A 24,800-nucleotide genomic window follows, 5' to 3' on the forward strand; every position below is an offset into this window, starting at 1 on the left:
TGTTAGAAACAATAACGTTGAAGTTTCTTTATCGGCCGACTTTATTTTTCACGCCTTGCTCCTGTTTTGTAACATTTGGTTTTTCAGACATATCCGAACTCAAACGCGCAAACTCAATAAACAAACCGGTGAAAAGCAATACCATAACTATCGGAGCAATAATTGATAACCAATTTTTTCTACTCGGCTTAAATCTTCGCAGTAACATCGAATTGGCAACGACGGAAATAGAACTCAAAGCCATTGCCAAGCCGGCCAATTCTGGCTTCAATACTAAACCGAGCCCCATAAATACTCGCGCCGCCACCGGAATCCCAATAACATTATAAAACAGGGCGAAAAACATATTCTGACGGATTTTACCCATCGTTTCGCGCGAAAGTTCCATTGCCGTCACAACATCGCGTAAATCGTTTTTAATTATGACGATTCCACCTGTTTCCATGGCCACGTCGGTACCCGAACCCATAGCAATCCCCAAGTTAGCTTGTGCCAATGCCGGTGCGTCATTGATGCCGTCACCCACCATCGCCACCACTTTTCCTTGTTCTTGCAGTTTTTTCACTTCGTTGGCTTTATCTTGCGGAAGCACTTCGGCCAAGACATTCGTAATCCCAACCTGCTTAGCAATAACTACCGCCGTTCGACTGTTATCGCCTGTAATCATGTAAACAGCAATACCTCGCTTCTTTAACTTAGTTACCGCCTCCAGCGAAGTATCTTTAATCGTATCTGCCACGGCGACAGCGCCCAAAATTTCTTTCTCGTCCGCCAAAATCATCACGGTTTTCCCTTGTTCTTCCGTCTTAGAAATTTTTCTGTTTATTTTTTCCGTACTCAAACCAACCACGTCGGTCATCAATTTTCTATTACCAAAATAATACTTCTTACCGCCAATACGACCTTCCACGCCATGGCCGGGAATAGCACTGAAATCGGTTACTTCATCAATATCGATTTGTTCTTCCTCGGCGTACTTGCAAACGGCTTCTGCCAAAGGATGCTCTGATAATTTTTCGAGAGAAGCCGACATACGAATCACTTCTTCTTCATCCATTTGCGCGAGTGTGAGAATATCCGTTACTTCCGGTTTGCCGTTCGTTAATGTCCCGGTTTTATCGAAAACAATGGCATTAATTTTTTCGGCCGCCTCCAACGGTTCACCGCCTTTAATGAGAATACCGTGTTCGGCACCCTTACCGGTGCCAACCATCACTGCCGTCGGCGTGGCCAAACCCAATGCGCAGGGGCAAGCAATTACAATCACGGCCGTAAACGCCATTAAGGAAAAGCCGATGGTCGCGCCCAGCACGAAATACCAAATGACAAACGTGAGTATGGCGATACCGATAACCACCGGGACAAACACCGCCGAAATACGGTCGGCAAAAGCCTGGATCGGCGCTTTGGAAGACTGCGCGTCTTCAATTAATTTGATAATTTGCGAAAGCGTCGTTTCTGAACCGATTTTTGTCGCGCGAAATTCAAAACTACCTGTTTTATTAATCGTTGCGCCAATAACGACATCGTCGACCCGCTTTTCCACCGGCAAACTCTCTCCCGTAATCATCGATTCGTCCAATGCCGATGAACCTTTGGTAATAACACCATCCACCGGTACTTTTTCTCCGGGACGCACCATGATAATATCGCCATGTATAAGATCATCGACAAGAACATCAACTGTCTTACCGTCACGGACAACGCGCGCGGTTTTAGGCTGTAACCCAACCAATTTTTTAATCGCATCGCTCGTTCTGCCCTTGGCTTTCATTTCCAACCATTTACCAAGCAAGACAAAAGTAATCAAGAAGGCGGCTGTCTCAAAATAAAGATCCGGTATTTTACCCCCGTTAATACCCAAGATTGTTCCAAAGTTATATTTGAACGCCACAAAATTAAATAGACTGTAGAAGAAAGCAGTGGACGTACCGATGGCGATTAAGCTGTCCATGTTAAATGTCTTCATTTTCAGCGAAGACCACATTCCTTTATAAAAACCCGCGCCGGCATAGAACTGAACCGGCAATGTGAGCGCTAACGAAATTATTCCAACATAGGGTGGGAAGACGTTGCCCCCGGGTAGCCACTTGAAAAAGTCCAACAACATGAAATAAAACATCGGTAGCGACAGCACAAAACTGAACATGAACTTGTCGAATAGGCTTTTCGTTTCCAATGCCCGCTTTTTTTGTTCAAATTCACTGTCCTTGGTATCTATTTCCGATGCCCGATAACCGGCTTTTTTTACCGCATTAATGAGCTCAGCGATACCGGCCGAATTTTCATCAAACGTTATCGCGGCTTTTTCCGCGGCAAAATTCACACTGGCCTGTTTCACGCCCGGCACCTTCTTTAAAGTTTTTTCAATTACCCCCGCGCATGATGCACAGTGCATACCGGAAAGAGAAAGATTAATCCTTCGGTTGGCATTTTTACCTTCTGTCTTTTTTACCGTAATCTCATTTTCTGTGCGTTTTTCTGCATCAACACTGCCCAACATTTGCGGTACTCCCAACGCTTCCATGCTTTTCAGCATCCGTTCAGCAAAGTTTTTCAAATCGGCCTGTTCCGGAAAAACAAACTCTCCCGTTTTATTGTTTCGTATTTTTCCATGGAAACTCGGTTGACCTTTTTCATCGTTTACAATAACACCTTCCGCTTCAATTTGCGTTTCCAGTTTTATCTTCACGTTTTTTCCTTCGACTTTTTCCAATTCAATGTTTTCTTTTTTATCATCACCAATAGCAACATCCGTCGTAATTTCAGCCGTGTAATTATTCTCTTTGATTACCGCCAATATTTTTTCCGTACTTACTTTTTCAGTATCCAACAAAACATCCGCGCTTTTCTTTTCAAAACTTACTTCCACTTTTTCAACCCCTGGGAGTTCACTAATCGCCAGTTGCAATATCTTCTCACAGGAAGCACAGTGCATCCCGGAAATTTTTAGACCAATTTGTTGCTTCATATGATTAAGAAACCTTATAGCTCAAGGTTGCGAGCGCCGTCTGCAACTCATCTTTTGAAACTTCGCGATTCGCGGTAACGGCGCCGTTACCAGCCAAATCGACAGTAATTCCTTGTATTCCGTTTACTTTTTCCAAGGACTTTTCAATCAGCTTTACGCACGATTGGCAGGTCATTCCTGAAACTTTGAAATTTGTTGTATACATTGATTTGGTGAAGGTTATTGAATTATTATACCTATACCTAGGGTACAGGTACCCTATAAATATGTCAACCCCCCCCCTTAGATGACCACGATAACTCCTCGCGGGACGCCCATGGCACAGGTAATCTGATACGACCCTTTTTCGGGCGTAAAATTAAACCTGACCGTCTTCCCCTTCTCAAGAAACGTCGGACTATCAACCAAGCCTGGAATCATAATCGTACTCATACAACCCTGCCCATCCGCCTTTACATCAACATCAAATTGCACCGGCTTTCCGGCCGTAACTGTAAATTGGTTAGGATAAATGTCTTCCTGTGGCGAAAGAAATGTGGTTTTGATTAACTGGACACCGGGAATAGAAGCACTATTTTGAGCCTCAATTGTCGGTACTGGAGAAACAACAGGCTGTTTTGTCACGGCACTTGTTTTTTGTCCCCCAACTGCACTTTCAACGACATTGAATTTGCCAGTAAACATCCCCATAGAGCACGTAAACTTTATTTCTCCAACCTCTTTCGGTGTAAACTCAATCGTGTTTGCTCCCGGTTGAAGCTGTTTTCGGATACCCAATTTGGGAATCATAAAACTTGCGGCGCAAGTGTTGACATTTTCCGAATTAATGACCAAGCGCACCGGTACGCCTTTTTTGATCGTGAACGAGTTGGGTGAATACCCTAATGCTCCCTGCTTCATTTGCAGAACCTGAAAGCCGTTTTCCGTGGTCGCAACGTCACCATTTGCTGTTGTCCCACTGCCACTGAACTTCCAGAAACTCGGCCAACCGGTTAAATTGTAGCCGTTCGCAATATTCAAAAAAGCTAACCCGACAACAACCACACCGGCAAATTTGAAAAACTTTTTAGCAAAAGACCCCTTAATTAGCGAAGTAAAACCACCCACACCAAGTAGTCCTGGAGCCGTTCCCAACGCAAAGGTACCCATAATCATCGCCCCCGAAGTAAAACTTCCCGTACTCATTGCAAATAGTTGCATCGCTTGCGTGAAACCACAAGGCAAGAAAAATGTCAGCGCGCCGATCAACGCGGAATTACCATGACTATATTCTTTCTCATGCCGACCACGCAGTCCCAATAACTTAGCAATTCCGGACGGTAAAGTCAGTCCGGTAGCGGAAAGCCGTGGAAAAATTTCCGTGAGTTGTGCCCCCAAAACAAACATTACAACCCCCACAACAATCATCATAATTCCCAAAGACGGTCCGGAAAATTGAAAAGCCTTACCCAAAATACCAATCACACCACCCAATAACGTATAAGAAATAATTCGACCCAGATTGAAAAAGAAGTGCGGTCGAAATTTTTGCATTGGTGTTGCTTCCGGGTGCTTCTCGGCATGACGTGCAGAAACACCCAAAACCAGACCACCAACCAGAGCCATACATGTTGATACCCCAGCCGTTAAACCAACCATTAGAACAACTAAAAGACTAGAAGGGTTACTGCCGGAGCCAACATTCAAATTTAGCAGTCCCGCCCACTTTGCCAGAAAAAACAATACACCTGTCAGAACAACCGCATCCAATAACTCACGATAATCTTTAGGATTACTACTAAGCCAATTTTTTGCATCATCTTTTCCAACCGCGTACCCGGCATCACTAACGGCCCGTCGCACTTTTTCCATGTCTAACAACTCACTGGAGTGAATAGTTGCTTCCTTGCTACGAACACTAACCTCTACCTGGTTAACCCCGGGAACAGTTCGCAAATTATCCCCAACTAAAATTTCACACGAACGACAATGCATTCCCTTAATCGGAACAATGGTTTTCATAAGTTTGTATTTTGGTTAAGCACTATTTGTTAACTAGAGTTGTCACACGGAGAATTTCTTCCACCATTTCTTGTTTTTTCTCCTCGTTACTGGTCTTCATCGCATTCTTAAAACAAGTATTCAAATGGCCCTCCATTAGCATTTGATGAGCGGATTTAAGCAGGCCAATGACAGCCAAATTTTGTTGCATAATATCAACACAATATTCGCCATCTTCGATCATTTTAATGATGTTATCGAGATGAGTACGCGCCTTCTTGAAGTTGATGATGGTTTTTTCGTGATATTGATCCATAAAAAGTTGGGTTTAAGGTTCTTGTGTACACCCACCTATGGTGGAGGTTTACCATTGAGAATAAGTCCCTTCGTTCTTTCTGTCAAACTATCACTCCGTCCTTTCCACCACAATCATGACTTTTTCAATTTTTATTATTTCTTCCTTATAACCGCTAGGATATTTCCTAATCGCCTCAAATAAAATTTTTTCTTTATATCGATACCCATTCCCTTTCCCAATACCTGGATCATTGGTGATAAATTCCCCAGTTCCTACGTCATAGCCCTTAATTACCAGCATATGTTCCGTCGGCCCCGGTTGTGTAAAATATGGGTTGCCTAATTTTTGACCATTCACGGGCACTAACACCAGATTCCCCTTAAAAAGTTCTGCTTTGATATCCACCGTTTGAATATTCGCCTGGTACCTTACGTTTGGATATTTAAAATAATCGCGCATTAGTTTAGCCAAATCCTCCGCCGATTGATCCAAATAAAATCCGTAATGCGCTTTTGAATAATCGGAAATTTTTTGTATTTCCACGAACGCTTCTTCACTGGTTAGCGACTTGCCTTCCACCCACCGCATCGCCATCAAAATACTGGCCTCCTCGCAAGCGTTTTGATAAACAGGATCTTTCCAATTGTGGCGTGGCGCTTGAACAATAAACGGTACATCAAACAGAACACTCTTTGTTTGATTTGGTACCAACGTTGGAGGGGTTGTCGGCCGATTAGTTAGTTTCGGTGAAACAAGCAAAACGGGTTCTGTTTTAGAAGTCGCTTGAATATTAATTTTTTCTTGAGTCATTCTTGGCACAAACAGCCAAACAACGATAATTATCACCGCAATTAACCCGGCAACAATTAATTTCTTCATTAATTCAGTATTACACAAAAAACCACAATTAAGGTCCGACCTTTATAGGTCGGACCTTAATGCGACGCTTTAATTTCTTAAGCTGTTTTTTCTTTTTCTCTAAACCCGTACCAACCGGCTACCAATACCAACACAAACAAGGCAATCACCGTCACCAGCCGCATCAGTTCCGCCGAAAGCATCCAAAGTTGGGTAATAGAAATGAAGAAAGAGACAATTCCACCCAAAACCAGCCCAACTGGAAGCACTCTTATTTGGCGCATAAAAGCACTGGATGCGACGGCCAAAGCGCCACCAATCGCAAAAACAAACAGTGAGACTTGTGTACTCTTTTCCGATTGAATATCCCGTGCTCGTTCAAAACTAAGCGGCCCCTGACAATAAGGTTGTGGTTTTTCGTTTGGCGCGACCGGCATGGCATTCTTCCCGCCAACGTCCTGCGAAACCGTCACCCAACGACCACCAGCCACAGAACACTTTTCCTGTGTACTGATATCCGGATAAGGTTCATTCACTGGTGATGGCGGAGGCGCGATTTGCGTCGCGATACTCCGCAGTACCAGCAAAAATAATAACCCTACGGCGACGGCATAAGCGCCACCCAAGAAACCCCCGCCTATTTTCTTAATATTGGTATCCATGGGGTAGATTATACACCCCATTTCAAATAATATTCTATGTCGACAACGGCAGGGTTGTAACACTAAATTAGCTCCAAAATTTTCAATGATCAATTCCCAATTTTCAATTAATTATCAATGACTCAATTATCAATTACGACGTCGTTGTTTGATAATTTAAGAATTGATCATTAATTGATAATTGGTCATTGAAAATTGATAATTTTTCAGTCTATCACCAATTTATGTCCATGTTCCCTTAGCCACTGTCTCTGTTTCCTGAAACTCGGTTCCATCTTTTCCACAAATTTCCAAAATCTTTTTGAGTGGTTGTGATGTTCCAAATGCGCCAACTCGTGCACAACCACATATGCCACCACTTCTTCCGGTGCCATTATCAACCGCCAAGAAAAACTCAAGTGGCCACGATTGGTACAAGACCCCCAACGCGTTCTTGCACCACTAAACCGAAGTTTTTTAAACGTTAGAGTATTATCTTCCGCGAATCGATTCACTATCGGTGTAATCACCGCTTTCGCTCTTTCGATATACCAGCGTGTAAAAATAGCCGGCGCACGGTGCCTTTGCAAAGCGGAAAGCTCAAAATAATCCGTTAAAACAAGGGGCGGTCTTTTTCTTGTTACCAACAGCAGGCCATAATTCTTACCCAGATATAAAAAATTCTCACCGGCCAAAAATTGTCGCTTCGGTTTTTCCGCGACGCGCTTTTTAATAATTGCTTGTTTCTTCTTGATCCATCCCTTTTTCTCACTAACGAATTTAGCGATTTTTCGTTCCGAAAAAAGATAAGGCGCACGAATAACCACCTTGCCCTCTCTTGTAATCTCCAAAGACATCGTCCGCCGATGCGAGCGAATCACCTTGATACCCAAAAGCGCTACTGCCGGTTCTTTTTTCCCGAATAACATAAAAACCAGTATAGCGCATTACGCATTAAGGTCCGACCTCTTAGAGGTCGGACCTTAATCGGTCAACAGAAACAGAAACTGTATCAATTGCCATTTTTGATAAATTTCAAATACTCCTCAAAGACCTTAATTTCATCATCAATTAAAGCGTAATTTTTATAATCCTCCGGACTAATCCACTGAAAATCATCGTGGTCCGAACTTAATTTGACATCGTTATTTTCCGCAAAACACTCAAAAAATATCGCCGTGATTTGCCAATTTTCGCCACGCACAACAGGGCGCCATTCACTCACAAAAAATGGCCTGCCGATTGTGATCTTTAATCCCGCTTCCTCCATCACTTCTCGCCTTAAACAATCGTCAAAACGTTCGCCCGGATTTATCCGCCCTCCCGGTACACCATATTTTTTTACATTTATTCCGTCTTTGTACTCACCGGATTCGCGCACAATCAAGATTTTTCCTTCGTGCACAATAAATCCTTTTGTGGCGGTAAACTGCTTTATTTCCATGTTTTTATATTAGCACCATAAACAAACAAGGAAAATAAACAATCACCCCACTTCGCTCACCCTCCGCATAAAGCTACGGAGTGGCGCAGTAAAGCTTCGTGGGGTTATTTTATTATAGATAATCCTTTGTAAAGGATTATCTATAATAAAATAAAAAACGGGGAGCCTCAAGGGCTCCCCTGTCATATCTGCGCCTCCTAATGGAAGTTTGTTGTAACAAGAACGCAGTTACGACACCGGTTACTGCCTTTTTTGCAGAAAAATCCGCATAGGGCTGCAACTTCCGGATATTGCGGAAGACAACAGCAAACCCAGAGCTAACCAGCGCCGTAAGATAAAGTGACCACCCCCTTTCTACTCAAGAACAAACTCCAGAAAATGCAACAGAAAATGCGAGATCTTCATGATGTTCTCCTTTCGTTGAGTAGGGGCTTTGAGGTGAAAAAGTACGAACGCAATTACATTATAATCGGGGACCGTCCCTGTCGTCCACACTTCGCTCACCCTCCGCATAAAGCTACGGCGTGACGCAGTAAAGCTACGAGGGGCAGGACAGGGTCGGTCACCGATTATTCAAATTTCCAACACCGCCACTAACGGCACGTGATCCGTCACGTCTTCATTTGTCGAATAATGTTCCAACACTTTGATATTCGGACTGACGTAAATCATATCCACCACCGCACCGGCAAATCCGGAACCAGCCGGCTTATGACGCATATTAAATGATGTTTTTATTTCACCCTTAAAAATATTTTTTAAATCCTTCTCAAAATTAGCCATCGATTTGGTATTTTCTTGCGTATTAAAATCTCCACAAAGAATCGTATTTTCCTTGCCCTTATATGCCTCACGAATCGTATCGCTCATTTTTAATCGCCGTTCATTATCATCACCGTCGAAACCCCAAATACCTTGCGTGTTAAAAACATTTAACTTTTGTTCTCCCGTATCAATTTCGACATGTTCCAAATTGCGCGGAGAAAACGAAAAATCGTTCATCTCCGCATAGTTATCGTCATATGGGACATCAAAAAAAATAGCTTCACCTTTTACAATAGGATACTTGGACAAAATAGCATTCCCAAATTCCGCCTTCGGCATATCAGGACGCGTTCCCACAAACGCCGGCGCATTGTGACAATATGGAAAATTAAAAATCTTCCGCAACTCTTCCAGTGTTCGATAATTGGGCGGTAATTTCTGGTCATCACTTTTCATCACTTCCTGCAATGCCAAGATATCGGGATTCTCTTTGCGGATAAACGCCACCACGTTATCCCATAACTTTCCACCGTACCAAAGATTGAGACAGACAAGTTTTAGTTGCATTGAAATACTTTAAGGGTAATCCTTAAAGCCCACTTTCCTTGCTAATATTCCCATAAAAAGCGGAATTTCTTTCCGACTTTTATTTTCCCTTGATGCCACGCCACCCTCGCTTTTTTTATCCGAAACCCATTCCTCTATTTTCTCAATCACAAACCCGGCTTCCGCCAAATAACCGCTCAATTCGGAAAGTGAAAAATGCATTGACATAGTTACGGGCGATTTCTCTCCCTGACTGGGATGCGCCGCCACCGGAATTTTCATCGCGGTCATATAACTGCTCACGCGTCGGTATTGCACGTTTTGTTTTTCGTCGATACCCCAAGCGGATTGGCGCGGAATCCGAAAACAGGGGTGGTTGATTACCAACACCAACCGACCGTTTTCTTTAAGATGTTTCATTGCGTTTTCAATCACCACCTGCGGTTTATCCGTGTTTTGCAAAGCCAAAAGGCAAACTGCCACATCAAAATCCTTTTTGTCCAAAGATAATTCCTTGGCAATATCGGCAACCTTGTATGAATGGTTTTTGGCGGGATCATTTTTCTGTGCAAAGCTAACCAGACTACTCGCTAAATCAACACCCAAATAATCAACTTTAGCGTCAATGAATCGTCCAAAAACACCCTGCCCGCAACCCAAATCCAAAACGGAACTATAAGGCTGAACACTCAAGAGCCGTGTAACACCGGGCAAAACAACGTGCTGGTGATAGTAGGAACCGCGTTCGCCAACAACATCTTTATACCATCCCGCCACTCCTTGCCAAGAGGTGTCTTTTGTGTAATTATTTTTTCTTCCTTGATTCGGCATTATCAACTAACATATCACAGAATTAAGAATTTTTGTCAGATATCTTCCGTAAATTTACTGAACGTTTCATTAATATGACAACCTAGTCATGTTAATGAAACGAAAAATACATTTATTTTTTTAATGCTCCTTGATTTTGCAACCACTTGGCCAAATATCCCTCCGCGGCCAATTCTGCCACCCATTCTTCCCTGCCGGGATATTTATCTTCGTTTTTGTATAAATACGTTCGACCGTCTTTTGATCTAAGTTGCATTGTCTTTACCGCATTTGCGTGGAGATTCGCCCAATAGTCCCCCTTTTTTGTCGCCGAGTAGTCAAAGCCAAACACATCTGCCTCGATATCCAATGTGGCAAAATTCATTCTTCTCGCCGTACCCAAAACCGTGCCACGCGGATAATTTATTTTTGATTGTCCGTTAACATAAATATTTGAATTAAAAAATTTACCATCAGATAAGGCTTTATAAATAATATCCGCGTTATAAGTTGCAGTTTTGGGAACAGGCAATCCGGCCAAAGCATATGTCATCGCCGCTTGAATATTTAATGAAACAGTCGTCATATAGTCGGGGTGCAATCGACCCCGATTAATCAACGTTCCATCATTAATAAGATTAGATCCTTTCAACCACTGCGACAACGTTTTCCCATCTACAATTTCTCGACTTGTTATATCCAATGGACGCGCAAACGAAGAAATCATCAGTTGCAACATCTTTATCCGCCAAATTTGATTGTTTGGATGGTTAGGCATCATCGCCGTCGCCAGTTGCAAAATAGTACTATTCCAAGCATTTTCTTCCGCCTTGGTATCGCCAGGATAATTAATTTTCCCGTTTGGATCGCGGTAGTAAGGGGGCGGATACGTATTAAATCTGTTCGCTTCATAAATCACCATATTCTGAATATATTTTCTTTCTTGAAGCGACAAATCGTCCCATATCAACCACCCGGCCTGACCGGCTCGACTCGCCCACAACGCACTCTGCCAGGCGTTACCCCAACCATCCTTTGTTGTGACCTTATGATGAAACGCCAAAGAAACGACCATTTTTTTAAGCCTTTGTTCAGCGGTGGATTTTTCTACTCCGGTAATTTTGCTGTCATAAGCCTTAGTTTTTAACGAAACCGCTAAAGCAAAAGCTTCATCGGCAACAGGACGAATGTTATTTTCCTCATTACCAAAAAAATTGAGGTACGCCTCTTTTTGTGTCGCGTAGCCTCGCTTCTGCCACCACGTAGTAAGAGCATATTTGTTAGCATTATTGAGAATATCCCGAAACAATGATCCTTGTTGATCTTGCGGACGCTGATTACTAAACCTATCCCAATTAATGGGAACCACCGCGGTGCTCGATGCCAGTGCGACTAATGGTAATTGGCCGAACAAAACAATCAACGCTAAGATGACCGCAAGATGTCTACCTGCTCGACAAAATATTCTACACAGCTTTCCTTCAAACAACATGTTGGCAATTATAAACTAATCTTGATTATTTTTCTTGTTTTCGGATTGATATCACCTTTTTGCGCGGACGCGATAACTCCGAACATTCTGACAAAAAATGAAATCATAAAAACATTCGAAACAATAAAGAAACAAGTAGCCGGTTCACTCAAAGTTATTCCCCGCAATCGTTTTCCGATACAAACTGACACTAACGGAAAATGGCAAACTACTACCGCCAGCGGTTGGACCAGTGGCTTTTACCCGGGAATTTTGTGGTTACTTTATGAACAATCGGGAAATAAATTATACGCAAAAGAAGCCCGCCTTCGCGAAACTTTTATAACATCACAACAATTCAATACCGTCACACACGATGTGGGTTTTATGATTTTTAATAGTTTTGGTAATGCCTATCGCATATCAAAAAATAGTAGTGACAAAAAAATTGTCCTGCGAACCGCCCAATCTCTTGCCACAAGATACAACCCAAAAGTGGGACTGATAAAATCCTGGGATGGTGATCAAAAATCCTACCAAGTAATTATCGACAACCTTATGAACCTGGAATTACTTTTTTGGGCGTCTAAAAATGGTGGCGATCCAAAACTAATGGAAATAGCGAAAACTCACGCTAAAAATACCGCACGGGATTTTGTCAGAAAAGATGGAAGCACCTTTCACCTGGTAAACTACAATCCCGCCAACGCCAAGATTCTTAGTCGCACCACAGCTCAAGGTTACGCCCCAACTTCAACATGGGCACGGGGTCAAGCTTGGGCAATTTATGGGTTTACGATCGCTTACCGTGAAACAGGCGATAAATATTTTTTGACCACCGCTAGAAAAACGGCGGATTTTTACATAAATAACTTACCGGCAGATTTTGTCCCCTACTGGGATTTTAGCGTTCCAAACAAAATGAAAGAACCGCGCGATAGTTCGGCGGCCGCGATCGCCACATCCGGACTATTAGAATTGGCCAAGCTGGAGATCAATCCGGTGAGGAGTGTCGCTTATCGTAACACCGCCGGCAGTACGCTTGCTTCACTATCTTCCAATAACTACCTCAACCAAAACATAAAACAAGATGGTATTTTGTTACACGGAACATACAATAAAAAAGACGGCAATTTCGACCGTGGGACTGTTTGGGGCGACTACTACTTTATTGAAGCGCTGTTGAAATACCGAGCATTGACCAAATAATCGGCTTATAGTAGAGTATAAGTCTCGTTAAGGGTGTTTTTGTGCTGTTGAGTTGTTCTTTTTCAAATCGGAGAGTATGCGATGCTTTGGAAAACTGGAAAAATAGTTTTTGCCTCTCTTAGTATTTTGACAGTAATTACTGCACTTACCGCGTCTTTCTGTGTCCTTAAACCGGCTTCGTTTCTGGGGTACGGGACATGCGTGGCCTGCGGATCTGTTTTAGCCGTCCCCTTTCTTTGCTTATTCGCCAACGGTTTTCTTTACTGCAAAAAAAGGCTCGAGAAACCAATGGCGTCTTTGAAAATTCGCCGCAACAAACGAGACGACATCTCTCTCGATGCTATCTAGTTAACCCGCCCGCCCGTCACCCGCGGGTTTTTTATATTATATTAGGGAGTATCCCGCGAAGGGATACTCCCTAATATAATATATCCCCCAAAGCTTTAGCGACGGGGGATGTTTCTCTTTACTGCCCAACCAGCATCTCCTCGATCTTCTCGGAGATTTTGTTCTGCGCTTTATCATCAAGAGCGTTCATTTGATCACCGTGATCACCCAAGAAATGATCAATCATCAACTGACGAATCCCGTCGGCAGTTTCGTCTTTGGCCGAAAACGGACACTCCCACCCGCTGACATCTTTGCAATTTATTTCCATAATGGTTGTTTATTAACAATTTAACCACTTTTATATTAGCGCAAGTTTCAAAATGTTTAAAGAATCAAATATCCCACTTCGCTCCGCGTTGCGGAGCTTCGCGGGATTGTTTTCTTTTGTAAAAGAAAACAAAAAAAACCGCCCTTGAGGAGCGGCTGGATTCACGAACGACACTTCGTGAAAATGTGTTGAATGGTATTCGTTGGTATTACCCATACTAGTTGCATAGGCTGAACCGACATTGAATGGTAATTCAACTCATGCACATCAAGTTGCCATTTCAAGGAAAGCGTCTGAAAATGCGCCAGCTTTGTGATATTGTCTGCTCCTTGTTCCAGAAGATCCCCTTTCTCCAGGTGCGGGATTGACAGACCCCAATTACACTCACTGACACGCTCTTCAATTGTCCGACGCGCCGCCTCGATTGTGTCGGCACAAAATTCTTCAAACGCGATATCCGCCGTTGCAACTTGTGTCTGCAAATTACGCGGAATGTTCTCACGACCCAGCCGGTTGGCAAATTCAATCCGTTCATTTCCTGAAAAACCGGAAAGAATCAACTGCGGTCTGTCGCTCCACAATTCACCCACTGAAAGAACCACGCCTTGCGGCCTAATCCCAAACAACGGCTGCAGGTATTGTTGCAATCGATCAACGTTCATTGTTCTACCTCCAAAAAGAAAAGGACATTTCGACGCCAAAATACATTAACATTAAATATATAAAAGTCAAGCCCGGAAACACAAAATCGTCTCATCATTCATAAATCATTATTCATCATTCAAACTATAAAAATTACCGCACTATCAATGACAGCTGAATTTGATATAATCACTATATTATTTATAAACAACACTCTCATGGGCTTCGTAACCAACATCGAAAAAGAGACTTTGGAAAACGAGAATTTCCGTAAAGTTTTATTTACCGCAAAACACAGCCAATTGGTCGTGATGCATCTGCAACCAGGCGAAGAAATCGGCGAAGAAACGCACACCCTCGACCAATTTATTCGCGTCGAAATGGGAAATGGTAAAACAATTATGGACGGCACAGAAACCAATATTATGGATGGTAGCGCATTTGTGATTCCGGCCGGCACAAAACACAACGTAATCAATACATCGCAAACCGAACCGATGAAAGTTTACACAATTTATTCCCCACCGGAACACCGCGACGGCACAATTCATAAAACAAAAGCGGACGCAGTGGCCGACGAAGGCGACCACTATAACGGGTAAGTTTTAGAAAAGAAAAAATTAATTTAAACAATCAACAGCCCAACCACTCCCGCCAACAAAACATAAATCACGCAATACGGAAATACAATTTTTATTACTTGATGCTCTCTGTTTTTCAAACGCCCTGTTGGGCGGGCTATGGGGGATTGTTTTCTTTTACGAAAGAAAACAAAAAAAGAGTACGAACGAATTCGTACTCCTGCCAAAGAACAACCTTGGTTCACTCTTACGGCACGCGATCGCAGTCCGCTTGCCACTCGTCGTCACAACCCTCCGTCGGCCACACAAAGTCCCCACCAAGCGGTGATAGCGACAAGAGGCCCAACTTCACACTGTCCGGCACGCAGTTGCGTTTATACTGACCGTCAAAAAACCGCCGCCAGAAAACCTTTTGCCACTTCACAATCTCCGGCAACGAAAAACTTGGTTCTCCCTCCGAGAAAACTTCCCAAACGGCGCGATTGATCCAGCTGGGACGCCGTCCAAAGCGTAACCCCCAAAACAAAAAGAATTCGCGCAAGATTTCCGGACCGATAATCTCATCCGTAATCTGAACTCGCTTACCGCCCACTAAGCGCGTCAACTCCGGTGATGGCGCCAATCCGGCCACTGCTCGAAATGCATCCCGCACGAGCGGTTGACCCACAAACACATGATCCGCCATCCAAAGCAGAACATGTTTTTCCAAACTCTTGGGCATCGAAGCATTCGGATTGAAATGACTGGCCCCGTCACCATGCATCGTAAACCACCCCACGGCGGCTTCCGTCATCGTGCCGGTACCGATAAACATGCCAATCTCGCGTGCCCCGATGGTCAAAGCTAAAACCGTTCTCAACCAGGCCTGCGCGTTTTCAAATGCCAAATCCTCTTTCAAACCATCGTGGCCGGAGAGAAGAAGAAGCATTTCTGCCAGACCCAACACTTGTTCTGGTCTATCCGAAAGAGGTACATCCAAACTGGAACCATTCTTGGCAATCGGAATTTCGCGGAAATCAAATCCAAACGCCTCGCCGATTGTTCGCGCCAGATCGCGCGTTTCATCGGTTGTTCCAAACCCCGGAATCGACAAACAAACAACATCGTCATGATCGTAATGGAGTAGATCCGCCGCGTGCGCGATCACTCCGGCAACATTTACCGAATCGCGCCCGCCGGAAAGATTGAACAACAACTTCACTTTGCGTTGTTGCTTCTCCTGCATGTAGCGCCAACGACAAGCTAGCGCGTGCGTTTGAATCCGGTGCACCGTTTCGCAGGCATAAGTAAGTTCCGCCGGATCCTCCGGCACGAAAGGTGTACGAGAAATCTTTCGCTTTAGAACATACTGGGGAGAGTGTTCGCCCCGATTCGCAAAAGTAACACCAGGACAAGATACTGGCGATTGATCCAACCACCCAAACTCTTGCACTCGGAAATCAACAGCCCCGGGGCGCAACATGTTTTCAATCCATGCCTTGTTATCACTAAACGTGTGTTGCTCCAAACGATCTTGCACGCAAGAACCAAGATCGACATCGTGCGTAAGATGAGACGACTCGAAACCGAAACGTTGCTCCCCTTGCGCAATAATGTTGCCCCGTTCCGCCACAAGAATCTGGTTGTCCCAAGCAAGTCCCCGATTTCCTTCTCCGGGACCAGCGGAAACATACAAATAGACATTGTTGTTTTTTCCGGAAGCGACTTTGACCAAGTCCTGCCGAAACAAATCTTTACCAATTGTAATGTTACTGGCCGAGAGATTCATCTCCACCATCGCTCCCCAGAGGGCGGCAAAGGCGGAAGGACTGATGGGTACCCACATGTCCTCGCACAGTTCGTGATGCAAAATGAAGTCTTCGCAAAACTTGTGCTTGAGCAAAATGTCCCAACCACAGGGAATTACCGTTCCCAACAACCGCATCTGCCGTAAGGTTGACCGATAGCCGGGAATAAAAAACTTGTGCTCCAAGAACTCGCGATAGTTTGGCAAGAAACTTTTGATGTGCCCCGACAAGGGGCGCCCGCCGTAAAACGAAATTGCGCAGTTATACAAATCCGTACCTTGCACGATTGGCGCGCCAACTGTGATGAGCATCGGAAAATTGCGTGTCTTTTCGGCCAATTCGGCCAATGTTTCCAGTGTCGCCTCTTGCAACGTTTCGCTCTGAAACATTTTGTCACAGCTGTAGCCGGTAATGGAAAGCTCCTGAAAACCGGCAAATTGCGAACCTTCCTGCTTCATCTGTTGTAAAACCTGCATGTGTTCATCGAGATTCTTACGCGGTGCACCAATGTGCGTCCGTGTTACACCCAACGAGACACGTGCAAAACGATGATGACGCAAATCGTACCAGTCGTAATTGTTCTTCATTTTGGTTTCCTCTATGCTTTGGTTTCAGAAACTAGTTTTCGAAATAACTCCGCACCGCCAAGATCTGCTTGGAGATATCGCAGTCAAGTGGCAAAACTTCAAACGGATGACAATCATCTGCCTCCCTTAGGGCGTTAATCGTCCATGGACAGGAATTCGTCGTCCAGAAATGTTCAATCGGAAAATCCGCGTTGCAGATTTTGGTCCAAGACTGATTTGGTGCAACAAGGTGGGTCGCGTACATACTGATTTTTTTGGCACCACCCCTAATAAGCACCTCACCACATTTCAGTTGTGTACCAAAGGTTTGAGCAAGATCATCAACGACCACGCAGTGACGACCACGCGGTTCACCTTCTTTAATCGTCACGATCCTCCGATTACCTTCCCTGTGTTTATCGCAAATAATCAGAGGCCACTCGCTAAACATTTCCCCGAAGCGTTTTTTTGCGCCCTCGTCGGGAAATACGACAGATACGTTGTTACGATCAGGCAATCCACGCAAATGTTTCTGAAGCATCGGAATCGCGCTTGTCAAAATAGGCAACATATTTGTTCCTTCGAAAATAAACCATTCCGACAAGGCATGCATATCCCAAATCACCACACGATTCTTCAAGGAAACACAAGATGGAATACTCGACAAATCACGCGCCATTGATTTGGCCGTGACAATCCGACCTTGCCGATCCATTCGCTCCATTGTCCCGGTTGGGAAAAAGGGAAGAATAATCGTGAGCGAACGCGCTTGGTAATACGCGAAAGCACTCATTACCCAGCGTTGCGTGACACTGTCCTGTGGATTTTCAAAGGCCGCCAAAAACGCCACGTCGCGCCCCCTCAAGGAGTTTTCATCTTTCATCACAATGTGAAAGTCCGGCCAACTGTCGGCAAAACGGCCCCATTGAATGTTTCCTCGCACCATCCCGGAACCGACGCCGGTAATCGACCGCGCCATCTGTTCCATTGCCTCACAATAATAGACAATAATCGGTTTCATCATCAATCTCCTTCTCTACTTATGTAGTTGTGAAAAAACCATCCGACACAAACTGTAAACTTCCGTTGCAATGGCCGAACAATTTTGTTGTTCAGCTGCTGCAAAAAAGGGCCGCGTAAAATTGCACTTGGTGCAATTACGCGGCTGGATTTTGGTTACTTTCAAAAGGGAGCTAAACCCGGCAAACTTCCGTGTCGTTATGCGTGTGTCCGTAGATACGCTTAGCACGCGCGATGTCTTCCAACCTTCCAACAGCCTTCGCAAGATTATCGGAAAGTTTTACCGGCCAGCGACCGTTGGCACGGATAATTTTGGCAACGAGCGAGATCGGATCGATCCCCAAATCATTCCCTAAATCCGTCCCCCACCCGTAGCAGGTACCGAGCCGGTTCTCAAAATGAAGATAGAGTTCAATGATTCTCTCCGCCCACAGACCGTCCGAAAACACACCAAGCTTGGTAAGTGGATTAACACCGAACCCCTTGTAAAACTGAATCGCCCGCTCACCCCACTTGAAGGGGTCACCCGAATCCTGACGCAACCCTTTCCAGAGCATCGCTTGTTCTCGCGTCATATCCCGGAAGAAAAAATCACTGCCGAAAGTATCGGTTAAAGCGATTGAGAGCGACTCGCCGTACAAATCCCACCAATCTTTCAGCATTTGCTGATGCGATTGCCGGATCGAATCGTCATCATCTCCAAATAGGCAAGCATAGACCATGTCAAGCTCGTGCGCTTGCGTCCCTTGGACTTTCAAACCTTGTTCCATCGCAATCCACACGTTGGAGGTACCGGTCAGCTGCTCAGGTTTCAATTCATTCATAAGTCGACAAATTACTTTTTCTTGCCAATCAAGACAACAACGCCGGCGTGTACTAAACTCCATGATCCGAATTCCGGGATACTGCGAAATCATCTCCAATTTTCTTCCCAACCGGAGATGTCCTTCCTTGTACAAATCCTGCAACGTCATATCCTGCGCTCGCAACACAAATTGGTTGCGAAGTTGGTTGACAATGGTAATACCAATCGTTTCCCAAGGACTCGCTTCTTCCCATGCGCCTGGAAACCGCAAATCGTACTGCCCGTCCAATCCAACCTCTAACTCATAGGGGGGCAACTGAAATTCGCGCAGATAATCCACAAACTCTGGCGCATACTGCGGCCGTCCATCAGAAAGACGAAAGCTTCGCAGATAGTCCAATTCGCGATCGGTAAACCGCAATGTTCGACAATGGTCAAGCTGGGCCTGCAGTTCGCTAATGGGGATAATATCCGCCAACCGCACGCTCTTTGTGCGGTTGTTCATCGCAAGAACCACCGGCACACCCCGCCGTTTACTCCAAATCAATTGTTGCATGTTGAGTTTATAGACGTCCAAATCGGTCAAGTGATTGATAATCGGTTTTTCTTTCACTGCTCATTCCTTTTCTAAAATGGGTTTTAGAGAAACAACTAGCTCACACGGTACAACCCGCGTGACAGAATGTAATCGGCCGATTGAGGATTAACATGTTCTATCAAAGCTGCACGATCACCACTGGCAGCTGCCTCGCGCGCCGCGGTAGAACTTTCGTCTTTTCCGTCTACTCCTAATACTTGTGATTCAGGCGGATAATCTTCTTCGTCTATTTCATATCCGACCCGCAGGATAACGTAAAATGGAAACGTCACCCACAACAAAGGACCCTGAATCCAATCTAAACAGATTTTCGATCCCGAAAAACCGCCTCGCACCAGATCCGCTCCGACAGCCAGCCAGAGCTCAACAGCGCCTACGGTTGTATCTTGCAAAAATTGCATTTGTTGAAAGGTGGCCTTTCGCTTGACTTGGTTCATTCGCGTTAAATCGGATAGATCCAAAACAACATTGTTCGGTAAGTTTGGAAAAGCCAACACCGCCAATGCCGCGCGTTCGCTGGGATACAAAGTTCTTGAAGAAGACTTATCATCCCGCGGACCGCACACGGCAACAATCAACTGGTCGCACAAGGTGGCCAACCGCCGAACAATGCGCTCGTGCGCCAAAGTTCCCGGATTACAGCTCAAACCGTAACGAATTATTTTCGTCATTAACTTGTTCCTTTAAGTAACCAAAATTGTCATAGAACATGATTTCAAAACGCTTTTGAAACCAGAGAAATATTGTCGAAAATTCAACAACAGTTCTCTAAAAAATTCGGCGCGGGAAGCAGGTTTCTTCCCGCGCCAACGAACTTACTTCCTAATATCTATTGACCTAGTACAAGGTTCCCGACGATGTTCTTAACAATCGTGCACGCACTGTCATTTTGCAGTAAAAACATCATCAACGCGGCGAAAGCTTTTCCGTCCGTAATTGCACCGAGTTGCAGATGCGCAAGAAATTGCTCGACAGTGAGAAACTCTACCGCGATTTCTTCGTTCTCTTCATCAACGCCACGCAGATATTTCGCGATTGTTCCCATCTTTCGCCTGGAAACACGGATCGTCACCGAGAAGCAAGTGATCTGCTCATCGCAACCGCCCGCGGACGGCGTAAATTTGCCCAGTTTCCGGAGTTTTTCTTTCTTGCGCCGATTGATGTGTAAACCGGTTTCTTCGTCAAGTTCAGCAAGCGCGCGGGAGTTGACTTCATCATCATCCAACATTCCCGCCGGAATCTCGATGAATCCTGCACTACCGAGGGGAACTCGAGCCTGTTTCGTTGTGACAACGAAAATCTCACCTGTTTCCTTACAAACAACGAAGACTAACATCGTTACCGAATCCCCGCGCAGAAAGACAATGCCCGGCACTGGTTTCTTGCTCCGACGTTTCACGACATCAGTTTTCATTTTCACAAATGCGACCCGCGCGCCAAAAATGTCGGAGGACTGAATCTCAATACCACGCAGTTGAAGATTTTCATGATCAAACTTGCGATTTAGCCAGTCATTAAAAACAGGGCTTTCAACAACTTCGACTGCGCCCCTACCGCAAACTCTGACAACGTCGCCCTTTCTTGTCGTCACTTTAATCACTGCAAATCCCCCAAAATTTGAGAAAGTTTTTGTAAAACAACACTACTCGGTTTCCCCGAGAGAGCTTGCGCCAAAATTATATTATAATTTTAGTCCAAATTCTCTTGAGAAAAAATTTGGAGAGGAACGCAGTAAATACTGCGTTCCTCTCCTCGCTATTGCGATTCTAGATCACACCAGTTGTCATCTTCGACGACCGGTGTTTTGTTCTTGAACGATCGCTTCCTTCACGATTGCCCGATACTTTCCTTTCCACGACGCGTTCACCTGCGGCCAAAACTTTTCCAGATTTACCGCCGCAACGTCTGACCGCGTAGCCAAACGGTGCGCCAAATAAACCTGTTCTGCCGCTTCTCCGACAAACGCATCATCGAGATTTCTTCCGCCAGCATTCGCCAACCGAACAAGTTCACATGCTTTCGGAAGCAAAGTCGTGTCCCGAATTTTCATCGTTTCACCTTACTCCTTAAGCAAACGAGTCATCATCGCCCGCGCCACTTCCCGCCCCGGCCGGAACGGCATTCTGCGTCGCCAGCGGTACCGTCGCCTTGATCTTGCCGGCCGAAGCCCGCAAGACCGATGACGACATCCGGAAACCGAGAACACTCATCAATGTATCCGGGTCACTTGGGAATGCTTGCACCACGGTCTTGAGAAAGCCCATGCCACCAACGACCGTTTGAGGATCAAGACGCTTCATCGCTTGCTCCACTTCAGGATCGTTCTCGCAAGCCACACATTGGAAAATCCGCAAATCCAAAGCTTCGCGCTCCGCATCGTTATGCAAAACGAGACCCATATTCGAGGCCATCATGTCACGAAGATTTTCGTCCATGAAACCGTAGAATTGGAAGCTCCATTTCTCGGATAACGCTTTAGTGGCGACGTAAGTTTTCAACTGCTCCCGGTGACCGGGGGCACTTTCGTTGTCGAAGCCGTCGGAGACGACTACGACCACGCGTCGCACATCGTTGCCGTCCTTTTCCAGCGCCGCGGCCAGCAATTCGCATGCCGCCGTGCCCTGCCGAACCGGTTCGTAAATCATCGTCGTACCGGAAGGATAATAGACCTGTTCGGTAATTTCCGGCAGACAGTGGGGATCGCCTTTGAGTGCCGTCATAAACGGCACGTCCGGCCCGTGTGGCTCCCAGGCTTTCCACTTGCTATTGAAGAAAATCACGCGAATGTGCATCTTCCGCCGCTCGTGCGACTTCATCAGCACTTCGCGAAACGAATTCAGACCTTTTCGCACAGCTTGTGCTTTTCCAGAAAGAGAACCGGACATGTCCACCACCACCACCAACGCTGTCGCCTCGCCTTCCTGCGTTTCCGCTTGTTGGGCATAGGAAACAATCGCTTGTGGCAAATGTGCCCCGGCGATCGTACCGAGCACCATCTGTTGATCGTCGACTGTATCGGCGTCATAGAAGGGAGCCACCACTTGAGAATTACTCATCTTTCTATACCTTTCTAATGGAGTCCAGAAAAACAGAAACAAGAGAAAAAGAAGTGATGCCACGACACACTGTCGCGACACCACTAACAAACCAACCAGAAACTCGATACCTATCCGCAGAGCGAGAACGACTCGGTCGTCTCGAACCGCACACCCAACTTGCGCATTTCGGCTTCTGCTGTTCGCGCATTCTTTTCGAAACCGGGGATGTCACAGCTGGTATCCCAAAGATACACCATCCGCTCTAACAAATCTTTCCGCCCGGAAGCAATACACTTTTCCATGGCTTGCTGCATACTGCGCAAAACACAGTGCGTACGCGCCTGGCCGGACACTACCACCAGATCGAACGGCGGAATGCCCAATTCGGGAAATCCCTCGAACAACTGGAGAATGGAAAAAGTAGCTTGAGCGTTGGGATCGGTCGTAATTTCATACTCCGGTCCGAACACACCATAGAACTCCGTGCGCCACGACATCCCCTTCGGGAAAAACATGGGCTCGGTTTCGATTGTCCCCCGCAAAAAGTTGCGGTGGTACATCGCCGCCATCACCAGCGGATCCAGCGTGGAACCGTAGGTAAACCGGTGGCAATGCTTGGTCCACAAAACCACAAACCCCAACTTGTTCACGTAATCCCAGGTCTCGTCGAGAAACTCTTGGGATCGCGTAATCGGTTGGTACCAACCATCCGGATTGTGCTGGGGATGCCAGCACGAACTGGGCAAAACAACCGGAAACGGCTTGTCCGCTCCATCAATAAACAGGTGCGGATGCGCACCGGCCGGCAACCCGAACGGGTTATTCGCCCGCAGTTGCCAGTAGTGCATATCAAACCGTGCCGTCAATGGATGGAAATCAATCGTATATCCGTCGCCGGTAATCGCCGCCGCGTTTCGCAGATCCCATTCGACTGAACGAATGGTTCCACTCCACGCGTTGGGCACACTCAAATGCCCACCCATCACCGACAAACTTTGGAAACAACTCCCCGCTTCGGGATCATCCGTCCAGACAACCCGATTGCGCGGATTTTTTCCACCCTCTTTCCACCAATCCGGCACATCCAAAGTATCCCGGAAAACGTGAGGTAACACGCGAGTGACACACCCGGTCTTCACATCCACCGTCGTAAACGGCGACAAGAAGTCCGTCTGTTCATCCACATGCAATCGGAAAACCCGCGGAGAGTCTTTGCCCGTCTTTCTGACACCGTACTTACCGGCCATCCGGTATGCCTCCGCCTGGATCACATCCGCGTTGGGTTGGAACCAGGGGTTGACGCACAACGACCGATCGTACCAACCCGGCAACGGCAATTGCGGAACACTCGTCAACGGCGACTTTTTCGTAAAGATCGGCGCCGCATCCGCAACCGCTTGCTTGGTCGGCGGAATTTCTGCTTCGAACGGAAACAACTCGTGTTCACCCACTTTCGAAATCGGCAAGTTGGCGATGGCATATTCCTTCACGCCACGCTGTCCCTGATCGTCGTAGGTGTAGCCGTCACCTTTGTACGTCTCACGCAGGTGTACCGAGAAGTACAAGAACTGCCGAAACGCCACCAGGTCACGACCACTCATCAAATAACGCTCGTAGGTCATAAACCTTGGATCGTCTTGGCTCTTGTTCGTGACCTTCACCTCGACGTCCAACCACTTGTAGCCCGAACGCGTCTGCAGCGTTGCGAACTCCGTGGACTTCAACTGTTGGCGATGCCGTTTTACATCAACGGCCAGATCCGGATAAGCATCGACAACAACATCGAGCATCCCGTCCCATGTCGCCAATCGGGCTTTCGTCCCCGTTTCCGGGAAAACGATCGTCTGGACTTTGTAACCGGCCAGCAGTTTTTCCCTGGCGTAATCCTCGTTCCAACCGATCGCCATCAACACCTCCCAGCCGGACAAGCCAATCAAACCCGCCAGACCGTTACTGTCCACCAGCATCACGATCTTGCGGTTGACGTCGTCCGCCATGGTTTCGAAATCTTTCGGCGACTTGCCTCGCAGCACGCGACCGCAAAGGCCAGTCACGGAATCACGCTTGCCGCTCAAAAAAGCTTTTCTGTACTCGCTAATCGTTCGAATCATT

At 45.9% G+C, this 24,800-nt stretch carries 24 protein-coding genes; 2 read left to right on the forward strand and 22 right to left on the reverse strand.

The annotated features are described in order from the left end of the window. Positions 1–28 precede the first annotated feature (28 nt). The 11 genes from Q7S57_04910 to Q7S57_04960 all read right to left on the reverse strand — a co-directional run bounded on the left by Q7S57_04910 (position 29) and on the right by Q7S57_04960 (position 11,805). Positions 29–2,971 (reverse strand): heavy metal translocating P-type ATPase, encoded by a 2,943-nt coding sequence (locus tag Q7S57_04910; GenBank protein MDO8512590.1) that lies wholly within the window; start codon positions 2,969–2,971, stop codon positions 29–31. 4 nt (positions 2,972–2,975) lie between these two features. Beyond that, positions 2,976–3,176 (reverse strand): heavy metal-associated domain-containing protein, encoded by a 201-nt coding sequence (locus Q7S57_04915; protein MDO8512591.1) that lies wholly within the window; start codon positions 3,174–3,176, stop codon positions 2,976–2,978. A gap of 77 nt (positions 3,177–3,253) precedes the next feature. Further along, positions 3,254–4,972 carry a sulfite exporter TauE/SafE family protein gene (locus tag Q7S57_04920; protein ID MDO8512592.1) on the reverse strand — a complete coding sequence of 573 codons (1,719 nt, stop codon included), beginning with the start codon at positions 4,970–4,972 and terminating at the stop codon, positions 3,254–3,256. 22 nt (positions 4,973–4,994) lie between these two features. Next, positions 4,995–5,267, reverse strand: coding sequence for a metal-sensing transcriptional repressor (locus Q7S57_04925; GenBank protein ID MDO8512593.1), 273 nt, complete (start codon positions 5,265–5,267; stop codon positions 4,995–4,997). A gap of 90 nt (positions 5,268–5,357) precedes the next feature. Beyond that, positions 5,358–6,128 (reverse strand): C39 family peptidase, encoded by a 771-nt coding sequence (locus Q7S57_04930; protein MDO8512594.1) that lies wholly within the window; start codon positions 6,126–6,128, stop codon positions 5,358–5,360. Positions 6,129–6,205: 77 nt separating this feature from the next. Next, complete coding sequence (locus Q7S57_04935) at positions 6,206–6,769, reverse strand: hypothetical protein (GenBank protein MDO8512595.1); 564 nt, start codon at positions 6,767–6,769, stop codon at positions 6,206–6,208. Positions 6,770–6,975: 206 nt separating this feature from the next. Beyond that, positions 6,976–7,677: a SprT family zinc-dependent metalloprotease gene (locus Q7S57_04940; protein ID MDO8512596.1), complete on the reverse strand. Its 702-nt coding sequence runs from the start codon at positions 7,675–7,677 to the stop codon at positions 6,976–6,978. A gap of 83 nt (positions 7,678–7,760) precedes the next feature. Then, complete coding sequence (locus Q7S57_04945) at positions 7,761–8,192, reverse strand: NUDIX domain-containing protein (GenBank protein MDO8512597.1); 432 nt, start codon at positions 8,190–8,192, stop codon at positions 7,761–7,763. Between the two features lie 573 nt (positions 8,193–8,765). Beyond that, positions 8,766–9,524 (reverse strand): endonuclease/exonuclease/phosphatase family protein, encoded by a 759-nt coding sequence (locus Q7S57_04950; GenBank protein MDO8512598.1) that lies wholly within the window; start codon positions 9,522–9,524, stop codon positions 8,766–8,768. A gap of 9 nt (positions 9,525–9,533) precedes the next feature. Then, positions 9,534–10,334, reverse strand: a complete 801-nt coding sequence (locus Q7S57_04955) for a class I SAM-dependent methyltransferase (protein MDO8512599.1) — start codon at positions 10,332–10,334, stop codon at positions 9,534–9,536. A 112-nt stretch (positions 10,335–10,446) separates the two neighbouring features. Continuing rightward, positions 10,447–11,805, reverse strand: a complete 1,359-nt coding sequence (locus Q7S57_04960) for a hypothetical protein (protein ID MDO8512600.1) — start codon at positions 11,803–11,805, stop codon at positions 10,447–10,449. Positions 11,806–11,826: 21 nt separating this feature from the next. On the opposite strand from Q7S57_04960, the gene Q7S57_04965 reads away from it, so the two are divergent. Beyond that, entirely contained in the window at positions 11,827–12,993 is a 1,167-nt protein-coding gene (locus Q7S57_04965) for a glycoside hydrolase family 88 protein (protein ID MDO8512601.1), read from the forward strand. A 62-nt stretch (positions 12,994–13,055) separates the two neighbouring features. Here the strand turns inward: Q7S57_04965 and Q7S57_04970 are convergent, their stop codons facing one another. From Q7S57_04970 to Q7S57_04980, 3 genes are all read right to left on the reverse strand, one after another. Next, positions 13,056–13,244, reverse strand: a complete 189-nt coding sequence (locus Q7S57_04970; protein ID MDO8512602.1) for a hypothetical protein — start codon at positions 13,242–13,244, stop codon at positions 13,056–13,058. A 215-nt stretch (positions 13,245–13,459) separates the two neighbouring features. Next, positions 13,460–13,651, reverse strand: a complete 192-nt coding sequence (locus Q7S57_04975) for a DUF1059 domain-containing protein (protein ID MDO8512603.1) — start codon at positions 13,649–13,651, stop codon at positions 13,460–13,462. Between the two features lie 161 nt (positions 13,652–13,812). Next, positions 13,813–14,313 (reverse strand): hypothetical protein, encoded by a 501-nt coding sequence (locus tag Q7S57_04980; GenBank protein MDO8512604.1) that lies wholly within the window; start codon positions 14,311–14,313, stop codon positions 13,813–13,815. A 147-nt stretch (positions 14,314–14,460) separates the two neighbouring features. Here Q7S57_04980 and Q7S57_04985 point away from each other — a divergent pair, with 147 nt between their 5' ends. Beyond that, the gene (locus Q7S57_04985) at positions 14,461–14,895 is read left to right on the forward strand and encodes a cupin domain-containing protein (protein MDO8512605.1); all 435 of its coding nucleotides are present in this window, start codon (positions 14,461–14,463) and stop codon (positions 14,893–14,895) included. A 226-nt stretch (positions 14,896–15,121) separates the two neighbouring features. Here the strand turns inward: Q7S57_04985 and Q7S57_04990 are convergent, their stop codons facing one another. The 8 genes from Q7S57_04990 to Q7S57_05025 form a co-directional block, all read right to left on the reverse strand. Further along, positions 15,122–17,248, reverse strand: coding sequence for an NAD(+) synthase (locus tag Q7S57_04990; protein ID MDO8512606.1), 2,127 nt, complete (start codon positions 17,246–17,248; stop codon positions 15,122–15,124). 31 nt (positions 17,249–17,279) lie between these two features. After that, positions 17,280–18,251, reverse strand: coding sequence for a ribose-phosphate pyrophosphokinase-like domain-containing protein (locus tag Q7S57_04995; GenBank protein ID MDO8512607.1), 972 nt, complete (start codon positions 18,249–18,251; stop codon positions 17,280–17,282). Between the two features lie 169 nt (positions 18,252–18,420). Further along, a complete protein-coding gene (gene pncB / locus Q7S57_05000; GenBank protein MDO8512608.1) occupies positions 18,421–19,665 on the reverse strand; it encodes a nicotinate phosphoribosyltransferase in 1,245 nt (414 codons plus the stop codon). Between the two features lie 38 nt (positions 19,666–19,703). Continuing rightward, complete coding sequence (locus tag Q7S57_05005) at positions 19,704–20,321, reverse strand: hypothetical protein (protein ID MDO8512609.1); 618 nt, start codon at positions 20,319–20,321, stop codon at positions 19,704–19,706. A gap of 158 nt (positions 20,322–20,479) precedes the next feature. Next, positions 20,480–21,241, reverse strand: a complete 762-nt coding sequence (locus Q7S57_05010) for an NUDIX domain-containing protein (protein MDO8512610.1) — start codon at positions 21,239–21,241, stop codon at positions 20,480–20,482. 192 nt (positions 21,242–21,433) lie between these two features. Then, positions 21,434–21,700: a hypothetical protein gene (locus tag Q7S57_05015; GenBank protein ID MDO8512611.1), complete on the reverse strand. Its 267-nt coding sequence runs from the start codon at positions 21,698–21,700 to the stop codon at positions 21,434–21,436. A gap of 16 nt (positions 21,701–21,716) precedes the next feature. Further along, the gene (locus Q7S57_05020) at positions 21,717–22,706 is read right to left on the reverse strand and encodes a hypothetical protein (protein MDO8512612.1); all 990 of its coding nucleotides are present in this window, start codon (positions 22,704–22,706) and stop codon (positions 21,717–21,719) included. A 110-nt stretch (positions 22,707–22,816) separates the two neighbouring features. Then, positions 22,817–24,799, reverse strand: coding sequence for a hypothetical protein (locus Q7S57_05025; GenBank protein MDO8512613.1), 1,983 nt, complete (start codon positions 24,797–24,799; stop codon positions 22,817–22,819). Position 24,800: the final 1 nt, after the last annotated feature.

Source organism: bacterium (assembly GCA_030647555.1).
Taxonomy (GTDB): domain Bacteria; phylum Patescibacteriota; class Andersenbacteria; order UBA10190; family CAIZMI01; genus CAIZMI01.